Below are 10,978 nucleotides of genomic sequence, written 5' to 3' on the forward strand. Positions count from 1 at the left end.
TCGTCATAATCGCAAACGCACTATGCAAAAACCGTCAGAAATGGGCCGCCCCGGCCACCTGACAGATACAGTTGCTAACACGCCTGGGTCACCTTTCAAAAATTGACCTCACTATCGGCAGGAATCAAGGGTCATTTCATCCGCTTAGCTGACCTGACATCTGGCTTGCCATCGTCTGCTCCGGACCCAGGAAAATCCTTTCGCAGAAATTCTGTAGGGCGCTTTCCGTTTCCTTCTGTAAGTATAAGCCGGCACCGCCCGTCAGTCGGGCGGGAGGTCCGGATCGCTCAATTGCCCGGTCATTCGCATGATGCGCCGCGCAAGGCATTCGGCACATGCTTGTTCAAATTCCAACACGTTGCTGGAGAGCGATCCGTCCAACCGCCCAAGATCAATGTAAACAACTTCGCAGGCTGTTTCTGCGACAACGGATGCGGAGCGTGGTACATTTGCATAGTAGGCAATTTCGCCGATCAAGGCGCCCGCGCGAAGTTTCGCAACGGCTTTCTGCCTGCCGTCTGTGGTTGGCACTTCCGCTCGAAGTTGCCCGCTGGAAAGAACATAGATCTCTCGTGAGTTACTGCCGCGGGCCAGCAGAACCTGACCTTCACGCAAAGAAATCCGGCGGATAATGTCTGGGCTTTCGGCGAACTCCTTCTCCAAGGCCTGCGCGACTTCCAGGATATGGGGGATGCGTCTTGGCTCTGACGCAAAGGCCTCTTCGAGCAGAATGTCTTCGACGCGCTCAAGTTCTGCTTCGATCGAACCGTTTATTCTTGGTCGTTCCCGCTCAGGCACGACTAGCTGAATTTGTCTTTTTAGCTCCGAGGATATGGAACAGAATGTAATTTCCACCCCGGCGGACCGGGACAGTCTCACCACTTCGATCAGCGACGCGGACGCGGACGCATCCAGACCGGTCACCCGACCAAAATCCAGGATTAGATATCGCAGTTCGGAATCGGCTTCGGTTTCCGCTATCGCAAGCCGGGTTATCTTGTCGGCAGTACCGAAAAACAGGAAACCGGACAATTCCAATACCACGCAGACATGTCCCGCCGTTCGAAGCTGCGCCAACTCCTCCTCGGGTCTTTCCACCCAAGACTGTCTCTGGGCGAGATCGTATCGCAAGTTGACGACATCCGTTTTGGCGTAGGTAATGACAAAGATCACGGCCGCCGCGAGCGTGCCAAGTGCGAGGGCTTCGAGGAAGCCAAATGTGGCCGTAACCAGCAAGATGAGCAGCACGACGATATATTCATAAGCCGACATGCGCGTTCGGCTGGCAATCAGCCAGCTGTTGAGCAGGTCGAAACCAAGATAGGATACCACGATCGCCATCAGGCCAGCCGGTGCATAGGCCAGGTATTCGATGCCGGCGAATGCGGCCATGCCGCAGGCGAACGCCACCACTAGCCCGGGTGCATAGCCAACGAGACCGAGCCGCCGAGCCAGGATGGATTCACCGAGGATCGTGTATCCAGGTAGGCTGCCTAGAGGCGCCGACAGCAGGTTGACGAGTCCGGTCGCGCGCATCTCACGCTCGGTATCGACGGGCTCCTGAACGACGATGCTTAAACCCGTGGAATTTAGAAGGGAGCCAAGCAAAGTGAGGCCGGTTACCGCTGCGAGCGTTGGCGCCGCATAGAATATTTCCGCCCATTCTATTTTGCCCAGAAACTGCCAGTCCAAGATGCTGCGCACGTCTGTCGCATTGAAGGGTCCCAAGAGCATCCCGCGTGCGAGTGCGGTTTCGATCGAGATGCCCTTCAAAGCGAGGACCGCGTAGAAAATGACGGTAGCCAGGAAGACAGCGACCGGAAGAGTGAAATCTCCCGGCAACCGATTTGTGATTACCACCAGCGCCAGGCCTGCAGCGATCCAGGGCAACCAATACGAAACCGGAAGGTTGGCAAGCACCACGGTGAAATTGAACACTGTGACGCTCTCACGCGTGACGATGCTCAGCGCGCCTGTCACAAGCAGATACCCGGTCGCGGCGAGAAACCCGGAGGTCACGGGATACGGCGCATAGCGCACCAAGGCGCCCATGCGCAGGACACCCGCCAAAAATGCGCAAACCCCCGCGACCAGTCCTGCCGCCATGGTCAGACCAATGATGGTTGGGAAAAGCGCTTCAGGCGCAACGGAATGCGTCGAAACGAGTCCGATGGCGGCCGATCCGAGCACCACGGCACTCGCATCCTGCGGATTGGCGATCGAACCGGGAAGCGAGTAGCTGAAGGCTCCAACGGCAGCCATAACAGCTGCGCCGAACAAAACCAGACTTGCCCCTTGGCCAAGCAAAGGAGCTAGAGGACCGGTGTAGATCAGCGCCGCAAAAGAGATGGTTAACGTAACAGCCATCGTGCCAACCACGACTGCGCCAACCGAATATTGCAAAAGCCTGAACACGAGTGACAGCTCAGATTTGATAACGTTGGATACAAGCATTTCGCGAGAAATCACCGCCTTGTTCGCCGGTGTGCACCGTGTATCCACACGCTCCCGACAGTTGCCGAAATCAAGATGCACAAAATATGTCGTCCAGAGGAAAACCCAGTGCAGAAACGCTCACCTATCCGGTCAGCGAGAAGAAGCGAAACCAGAGAACCGCACCAGCTTGAAAAAAATTGCGTCTTTGGGAAAGGTTACGTTGCATCATGCCACATCGGCAAGGATTATCAGTCGGCACTGACAAAGCCCGAGCCGCAAACCGGAGCTCCAATCGAAAGGCGACTTCAGAAGCCTTGGCAGAACCGCTCATATTTCCTCGTGTGGGTTCTTGAGTTGCGAGGCGGGGCAGTGACCGATAGCTTTCGCCGACCCTGAAGGCATCCTGTGCACTTTCGACCCAAAAAGAGCTCCAATGCCACCACGTGTTTCTCGTTCTTGCAACAAGTGCACAGTTCGGCCGCGGCGAAGAACGAGTTTCTGTAGAGAAAGGTAGCTCTGTCCGCTCAGCAGACCTTCTGGCCACCCACGATGCTGCGGGTCAGGTCGAAGGTCGGCTTTGGGTAAGCTTCAACGAGGCATTCAAAGATAGTCGGAGGTCGGCTCGGGGCCGGTCGCGACGGTCGCGACGGTCGAGGCAGTCAGGACGAAGGTCTGGAAAGTCCGCAAGCCGGTCAAAGCCTCAATTTTTGGCGAACGTCTGGTATCGGTGGAAGCCGTCGTTCAGCGTCGCTCACCGGACTTGTCGGCTCTGGCGACCGCTCTCCGCCGTCCATCGGTCTTCTGATCATTTTGCTCAGATGTCTTGGAAGAGCTCGATGCGGACATGGGCGGTGTCGGGAGTCGTCATGCCTACCACGCAATGCTAGCCTGGTAGTCAGACCCGCGCGAGCCCAACCGTTCACTTCTGGTGCGGAAGCTCAGGAAGACAGTGTTGGAAAGGCGACTACTGCCATGGCGATCTCCGAACCCTTCGATACCGCAACTCATCTGGAGCTTGGTCTTATGCAGGGGTTTCCGCCGCCTGCCGGTAAGCGGGTGGATCGCTTCAATGGTGTGTGGGAGCCGCCATTCAATCGGTGGGCCTACCAGAATATGCGGCAGATCTGGCCGACAGCACCTGTGCGGCCCAGCGATGCCGGTACCGCGCTGAGGCGCGAGATCGACGCTGACATCGGCAGCCTGTCAGTTCGACGCAAGGATGGCTCTCTCGCTGATTTCGAGTGCTTCCTGCGGCAGACATTCACCGACAGCCTGATCGTGGTTCACAAGGACAGGGTCATCTACGAACGTTACCTCAATGGCATGACGCCGGACACGCCGCACATCATGTTCAGCTGCACCAAGTCCTTCATCGGCCTCTTCGCATTGATGGCGATCGAAGAGGGGCTGGTCACGCGGGACACCCCGATCGTGGACATCATACCGGAACTCGACAACGGATCGGGTTTTTCCGATGCCACCTTCGGTCAGGTCCTCGACATGACGGCATCGCTAAAATTCAGTGAGTACTATGCCGACCCCGACGCAGAGATCCACGACTACGTCGCGGTTCTTGGGGCCGGCATCAAGGCGGTCGATTGGGACGGACCACAGAGCCTCTATGACTATGCCAGCACACTGACCAAGCTCGAGGGGCGCGCGCATGGGTCGGTGTTCGAGTACCAGACGCCGCAGGCCGATGTCCTGAACTGGGCGGTCAGTCGCCTGTTCGGTCAAAATTTTGTGACCCTGCTGGAAAGCCGCCTGTGGTCAAGACTCGGCATGACCGGCGAGGCCTATGTCCTTCTGGATGCCACGGGCAACCTCTTCGCCGGGGGTGGGCTGAACGCCACGGCAGAGGACATGGCGCGCTTTGCCGCGGCAATGCTCCGGAATGGCCGTGTGGGCGGTGACCAGATCATCCCCAAAGCGGTGATCGACACGCTTTCGCAAGGGGGGTCCACCGAAGCCTTCCTGAGGGGCCCGAGTGCGGAAGAAGACATGGCGAATGGCCATTGGAGCTATTGCGCACAATGGTGGATCAGAAACACGCCCGGGTCGGAAGCGATCATCGCGCTCGGGGTGAACGGCCAATGGATCTACATTGACCGAAACAGGGAGGTTGCGGTCATCAAGCAATCAAGCCAGCCGGAAGCGGACAGTTGGTACTTCCACGACTATACTTGCAACGCGATGGACGCTCTGGTCCGGCATGTTGCAGGCGAGCACGTGACATAGTGAGCAGGAAGACGTTGGATGCGAGCTTCGGCTCCGTCCCGCAACTGAGACATTGGGCGGCGGCGCTGCGAACGGCTGGTTTGGATTTCGGTTCAATGCGTGGGGTTCAATGTCCGCTCCGGAGAAAACGCACTGCAGCGCCGCGACCGTTTCCATGACAAGTTCGAGCAGCCAAGCTGAATGTTGCTGCATCAGCATCAGGCAGCTACGTCCCGCGACCCGGTTATTCCTCGACTTGTCGCCAGCGTCCGCTCCGGATCGAAGCGGTCATTGAGAGCTGGCAGTCCCGCTTTCCGGTACCGAATGACCGTTCAACGGCACTTAGTCGTCATCTGAGGGAAATACTCAGATGGCTGCGTCGAGCCCGAAGCTGACATGAGATTGCTTAACTCTTGGCGATCACGCGCAAGAACGTTCGGAGATTTCTGAAAGTTTTTGTGACCTTGTGGTTCTTGAAGCAGTAACTTTCGCCATTGCCAATCTGATAGGTCCTGCCACATGCTGGTTCGATGCGAAGACTTCCGTCCGCAGAGTCACACTGATGTGTCAGTGATGCCCCACGACGAAAATTTTCCAAGCCATTCAGGTATTTCTTGCTCGATGTCATACCTCGTATTCTTGAGAAAGAAGTCGGCTACAATGTGTTTCTGTATTGTCAACACTGAGGCCCTGCGCGGCTACCCGGTCAATGGCCAACTGTAGGTCCCGGCGCCGGCGCCTTTGACCTGGTCACCTTTTGGCTGCTGGCTCAAAGCATGCCAATTTCGACCGCTTTTGGCACAATCTGCCATCTCACCTCACAACTTAAGCGGGATCATGGAATAGGTCTGGATTACATTTTGAGCGCGGCGCGGTCACCGAATTCGCCAGATCAGGATTTTTGAAGTATCCTCGTGATACAGTAGCTCGAGGGAGGAGGAGGATGCGCACAGGAACTGTTTTATCGGCTGTCCTGCTCGGACTGGCATTCTCGATAGGGTCGGTTCAAGCGAACACTGATCTGATCGCAGCCGCGAGAGAAGGCAATTTAGAAGCAGCCGTAAATGCCCTTGAGGCGAGCTCTGATGGGCCTGAAACATTAAGCCGCCCGCTTTTCTTTGCCGCGCAACGTGGCCACGCTGAGGTGGTCAAGTTGCTGCTAGAGCGAGGCGCGGATGCCAATACAAGCTTCACATTTGGAAGCCCACTTCATGCCGCCGCGCGCGCCAATGATACGGACGTGGTTGCGCTGTTGCTCGAACATGGAGCCGATCCGGATTTGGAATCCGGTGATTTCCGTCACTCGCCTTTGCACGAAGCGGCTGGCCGAGGGGCGTTCGAGGCCGCAAAAATGCTAATCGGGCACGGAGCCAACGTGAATTTCCGTAACGGCAAGGGACGGCCTGCAATCCACGTCGCCGCCAAGGCTGGCGATTTGGACATGGTCGAGTTTCTCCGGGCCAACGGCGCCGTTCCCAACTTGCCGGAGCCGATCATTCAGGGCGAACTCGACACTGCTGATTTAGAGGCCGGGCGTCGAGCGCTGCATGGGTGCAATATTTGCCATGAGATAGCGGAAGGTAAAACAGCGACGGGCACTCATGTAGGTCCATCCTTGATTGGCATCTTCGAAGCGCCGCGTGCAGCAAGGGATGATTTCGCCTATTCGAAAGCAATGACCGATTTGGATGGTGTCTGGACTGCGGAAGCGCTGAACGCTTTCCTTGCTGATCCGACTGGCGTCGTTCCTGGTACGGAGATGCTACGCGTGCCCGAAATGACGAGAGAAGAACGGATCGGGCTTATAGCCGTTTTGCGAAGCGCCGCTCGATAGCGTTCGTGAATGTCCTGCGCGGCGAACCCGCTCCCCGCATCTGCCGAACGGCTGTTCGAATTGACATTGATCCGCTCAGCAAGGCCGAAAGCGCCTCCCGTTTGAGCTGAAGAGCTGCTAGCGGTCACAGGCGACCGGTTCTGGCAGCGTTTATTTTCCGATAGCGGACCTTTGGGCAACTGCAGTGAACTGGTGCTATGTCCGCGACCCGGTCATCCCTCGACTTTTCGCCAGCGTCCGCTCCTGCGCGAAGCGGTCGTTGAGAGCTGAAAGTTCGACTGTCCGCGACCGAACGACCGCTCAACGGCACCTAGCCGTCATCTGAGGGAAATACTCAGATGACTGTGTCGAGCCCATTTTGCTAGAGTTCTGCAATAGGTCGGATGTCGCTTCGATCAGCACTCTTGATTGTGTATCTTCAACCCAGCGATGGTATGGAAATCTGTAAAGTCTATCCAAATGAGGAGTTCACAATGACCCAAGCGTCCAGCGCTCTTAAGCTTGATCAGGTGATACTTCCTTCTGTCAAAGACCTTGGCGGTGGTTTTGAAATTCGCCGCGCGTTGCCCTCGCCACAGCGGCAGATGGTCGGGCCGTTTATCTTTTTAGACGCCTTTGGGCCTGCGGTCTTTCGCGGTGATGAGGAAATCGACGTCAGGCCGCATCCACATATTGGGCTATCTACGGTTACCTACTTGATCGAGGGGAGCGTGGTACATCGCGACAGCGAAGGCTACTCGCAGGCCATCGAGCCCGGCGCAGTCAATATGATGACGGCTGGCCGTGGTATCGTGCATTCTGAGCGCGGGAGTGCAGAGTTCCGCAAAAACGGTGGTAGCATATTCGGGTTTCAGACTTGGCTCGCACTACCAAATGAGTTGGAAGAAACGGACCCAGGCTTTCAGCATGTGGCAGCAACGGAAATCCCCAGAGATGAGGGGGATGGCATCAGTATGTCCCTTTTGGCCGGGGCTTTGAACGGACATACATCCCCAACCAAAGTTTTCGCCGAGACGCTTTACGCGGACCTCAGTCTTGCAGCAGGCGCCCGGTACAAGCTAGATACCATGCATATTGAGCGCGCGATATATGTCGTGAGCGGATCGGTCGAAATCGTGGGACAGGATGGATCATTCGGCAAAGATCAACTCGTGGTCTTCCAGCCACATGCGGAAATCATCATCAAAGCGGAGAGCGCGTCCAGGTTGATGGTGTTGGGCGGCGAACCTTTCTCGGAGAAGCGCTACATTTTCTGGAATTTCGTGTCCAGCAGTCGCGAACGTATTGAACAGGCGGCTGAGGATTGGCGCGAACGCCGCTTCCCCGGCATTGTTGGGGACGACGAATTCATCCCCCTGCCGGATGAAATCAAATTCTGACACATTCGTTGAATGTTGGTCATTTGACTTGGTGATTTAGGCGGCAGCTTCGTCCGCACCGCCGCCATTGCCGTGGCCGTATCGACCGGCTTGGCCGCACCTGGCATAGCCGGTATCTGCATTGGGGGCGATGTGAGCATTTCCGGTGAGCTTGCTGTCGACGAAACTCATCTGTGTGAGTTCGTGTCCTCTACGCTCGACAGCCTCGCGCCTTGCGGTTTGCCGCAGTTAAGTTCCATCACAATTCACGTGTCGCGAGACCCCATCGCAGGTGCTGCCAATTGCCTGGACCGATGTGATCGACAGGATGCGATTACTGTCCTGGATGCGCCCGCGATGTATCAGGCATTGGACCCTGGCAACCCGTTGCTCAACTTGGCGGAGGGAGAGCTGTTTCGCGGTATCGTGGCGCATGAATTGGTGCATGCCGTTCTGCTGCAAAAACCGTGGAGGTGTCCCAGGACGAACGCTCGCTGAGCACGAATACGTGACCTTTCTGCGCGCCTTGTCGCCCCAAGCGCGTGCTGACGTCATTGAATCCGTTCCGCCAGCCGACGGGCCAATACGTCTATCGCAGCTCAATGACACACTGTTGTGGTTCGCGCCACTGCACTTCGGCGTCCGCTCGTATCAACACTTTGCTGAACAAGAAGACGGCTGTGCGTTTATCAGCAGAATCGTGGCCGGGGAAGTCGACTTCACTGTGGGCAACCAAATCTGTGGCCGGCCTCCCTGCGATTAGGGCAAACAGATCGCACATGCCCATCACCGGATTGAATGCAAAGTATCTTTCCGCTTAGCCGCCAGAAAATCCACACTCATCCCGCAGACGCTCAAATATCCGTTTCGCCGTGTGCCGTTGCTTGCGCGGACGGTTCTTGTCTTCAAAAAGCCAGCCATCAATGATGGCAACAAACGGATCAAGCTTGGGGCGCCTGATCGGCACTGTCCGCCGATACCCAGGCGGCTCCGAATAGCCCAACATTTTTGCGACACTATCTCGGCTGATCCCAAAATCCCGAGCAATCTGACGCCCGCTCATCCCTTCCTCGAAGTGAGCGTGACGAACCTTCAAATACAAATCCACGGTGAATATCCCCAAGCCCTCCCGAAAATCGAAAGGACAAAAGTGGCCGACTTTTACGCCGCCCGCGACAGCGCAATGCCGCCGCTACCGTGGCCGAGTATTGCTCCGCCGTTCAGATCGATATTATCCAATGTTATCAGTACTTTGTCTGTGCTGGCTGGGGTGGTAGGAGACCTTGACCCTCGATGAACCGTATCGAGAAATCCCACCGATCCGGGAAACGGGGGCGGAAACGGGGCAAAAACGGAGGAGAAGGTGGCGAGGGTTGACGCTGAGACGCCCCCCTACTGGCTCGAGCACTCCGGCATGTATTTCTCCGGCTCCGGTCGCATCCATTCCGGCAGGCCTTGCAGCACCTCATCGACCACTTCGGCCGACAACGAGGCCACCTCGCAGGCATACTTCTGACGGGAGCCGTCGGGGTTCTCCGACAGCCATTCTTGGTAGTCCTGCTCCTCGAAGTACGCGATCGCACCCACGCCGGCGATGGGCACGGCGACGACGGCCCTCCGCAGCCTGGCCTTCGCCTTGGTCTTCGCCAGTTCCTTGCGATGCTTGATCGCCGTGGTCGCTGCCTTGGTCGTCATCGCCGCAACCGCCGTCGTCATTTGGAGCGCGTAGACACCCGCCGCGATCGCGGTGGACGCCAACGCGACGCTGAGCCATCCGAGGAACACGACGCTCCTGAACGCTCCAAGTATTTTAGCCATTCCAATCCCTCCGATCCAATGTAGACCCCGGCCAACTGGGGCCAGCCGGAGCCGTTCTTTCAGGGCAGTCTACGGGAGACTCCGGGCCGCCTTCTGATGACGGCGGAGTGCGACACTATTCGACATGTGCGAACCTGGAATTCAAGCCCGTCTCGGGGTTTTCGCAACAGGTTTTTGGCGGTCGAGTGATCGCTCCGGAATGCCCGCTTTAATTGAAAATGTTGAACAAGCTGGCAAAAAGTGGAATTCCGCCGCCTCTTTTGCTATTGAAATTTGTGGGCAAGACGAAATTGCAGGAGCCGGAGATTTCCCGGTGACTGCGCGGAACCCGCCTTGCCCCTGTGACCGGCCATTTGAAACAGGAGATTTTCATGAACGTTCCCGGCTTCATTCGTTTCAACACCCCAGCCCCCGAATTGCTCGAAGGCTCTGACGGCCCCGATACGTTGATCGGCGGCGGTGGTGACGACACGTTGCGCGGTTTTGGTGGCGACGACAGCCTCGATGGCGGAGACGGACGCGACCGTCTGGAAGGCGGCGACGGCAACGACACGCTCGACGCTTCGGGCGGTTCGACCGAAAGCCAGAGCTTCGGCGACTACATCCGCCCCGGTCTGGGCTCCGACACGGTGCTGGGGCACGAAGGGCAGTGGAACGCGGGTGAAAGTGCCGACCTGAGCTATGGCAACATCTCCGGCGTCGGCGGGGTGACGATCACCCTTGGTGCCGACGGCGGCGGCACGGTCGTCAGCGGCACGCCCGGGCTGATCGACGACACCTTCACCTACATCAATTATTTCGAAGGCAGCCAGGACGGCGACACGTTCGACAACATCGCCGGTCTGACCGACATGGCCTTTGCGCCCCTTGGCGGCGCGGACACGATCCTCGGCGGCGCGGCCTGGGACCAGGTCGTCTACAATTACGAGATCGATTATTTCGAAGGCGCGGGCAGCGGGATCAACGTCGACCTCGGCGCGGGCACGGTGATCGACACCCAGGGCAACACCGACGTCATCTCGGGCATCGACGAGATCCGCGGCACTCAGATCGACGATGTGATGGACGGCTCCGGTACCGGCGGAGGCATCCTGTTCCGCGGCGAGGACGGCGCGGATACGATCATCGGCACTTCTGGCAACGACCGGCTCTACGGCGGCCGCGGCCCCGACTCGATCCTTGGCGGCGAAGGCGATGACACGATCAACGACAACCAGGGGCTCGATTTCGTCGATGCTGGCCCGGGCAACGACACCTATGAGCGCAACCTGCAGGACGACGGGTTCACGCCGGGCCAGTTTGGCGCCTTTGTCAC

At 57.7% G+C, this 10,978-nt stretch carries 7 protein-coding genes and 1 pseudogene; 5 read left to right on the plus strand and 3 right to left on the minus strand.

Annotated elements, in window-relative coordinates; all coding sequences use genetic code 11:
* Positions 1–261: 261 nt before the first annotated feature.
* Entirely contained in the window at positions 262–2,454 is a 2,193-nt protein-coding gene (locus RXV88_RS22295) for a SulP family inorganic anion transporter (protein ID WP_316295860.1), read from the minus strand.
* 954 nt (positions 2,455–3,408) lie between these two features.
* Between RXV88_RS22295 and RXV88_RS22300 the strand changes: the two genes are divergently transcribed.
* From RXV88_RS22300 to RXV88_RS22315, 4 genes are all read left to right on the plus strand, one after another.
* Positions 3,409–4,674, plus strand: coding sequence for a serine hydrolase (locus RXV88_RS22300; RefSeq protein WP_316295861.1), 1,266 nt, complete (start codon positions 3,409–3,411; stop codon positions 4,672–4,674).
* A 922-nt stretch (positions 4,675–5,596) separates the two neighbouring features.
* Positions 5,597–6,487 carry an ankyrin repeat domain-containing protein gene (locus tag RXV88_RS22305; RefSeq protein ID WP_316295862.1) on the plus strand — a complete coding sequence of 297 codons (891 nt, stop codon included), beginning with the start codon at positions 5,597–5,599 and terminating at the stop codon, positions 6,485–6,487.
* Between the two features lie 473 nt (positions 6,488–6,960).
* On the plus strand, positions 6,961–7,866 hold the full coding sequence (locus RXV88_RS22310) for a pirin family protein (RefSeq protein WP_316295863.1): 906 nt from the start codon (positions 6,961–6,963) through the stop codon (positions 7,864–7,866).
* Positions 7,867–7,938: 72 nt separating this feature from the next.
* Positions 7,939–8,343, plus strand: coding sequence for a hypothetical protein (locus RXV88_RS22315; RefSeq protein WP_316295865.1), 405 nt, complete (start codon positions 7,939–7,941; stop codon positions 8,341–8,343).
* A gap of 322 nt (positions 8,344–8,665) precedes the next feature.
* On the opposite strand, the pseudogene RXV88_RS22320 reads toward RXV88_RS22315, so the two are convergent.
* Both RXV88_RS22320 and RXV88_RS22325 read right to left on the minus strand, forming a co-directional pair.
* Positions 8,666–8,908: pseudogene (locus RXV88_RS22320) on the minus strand (IS21 family transposase); the annotation flags it as partial.
* 329 nt (positions 8,909–9,237) lie between these two features.
* Positions 9,238–9,663 (minus strand): hypothetical protein, encoded by a 426-nt coding sequence (locus RXV88_RS22325; RefSeq protein WP_316295867.1) that lies wholly within the window; start codon positions 9,661–9,663, stop codon positions 9,238–9,240.
* A gap of 371 nt (positions 9,664–10,034) precedes the next feature.
* On the opposite strand from RXV88_RS22325, the gene RXV88_RS22330 reads away from it, so the two are divergent.
* Positions 10,035–10,978, plus strand: a 944-nt coding sequence (locus RXV88_RS22330; protein WP_316295868.1) for a calcium-binding protein, incomplete at its 3' end; no start/stop codon positions are given.

It is taken from the genome of Aestuariicoccus sp. MJ-SS9, from assembly GCF_032586235.1.
In the GTDB taxonomy this organism is placed as follows: domain Bacteria; phylum Pseudomonadota; class Alphaproteobacteria; order Rhodobacterales; family Rhodobacteraceae; genus Aestuariicoccus.

What these genes read in the sequence shown, in the direction of transcription:
- RXV88_RS22295 (WP_316295860.1), bottom strand. Translation starts at nt 2,454, where the DNA reads ATGCTTGTATCCAACGTTATCAAATCTGAGCTGTCACTCGTGTTCAGG.
- RXV88_RS22305 (WP_316295862.1), top strand. Translation starts at nt 5,597, where the DNA reads ATGCGCACAGGAACTGTTTTATCGGCTGTCCTGCTCGGACTGGCATTC.
- RXV88_RS22325 (WP_316295867.1), bottom strand. Translation starts at nt 9,663, where the DNA reads ATGGCTAAAATACTTGGAGCGTTCAGGAGCGTCGTGTTCCTCGGATGG.
- RXV88_RS22300 (WP_316295861.1), top strand. Translation starts at nt 3,409, where the DNA reads ATGGCGATCTCCGAACCCTTCGATACCGCAACTCATCTGGAGCTTGGT.
- RXV88_RS22310 (WP_316295863.1), top strand. Translation starts at nt 6,961, where the DNA reads ATGACCCAAGCGTCCAGCGCTCTTAAGCTTGATCAGGTGATACTTCCT.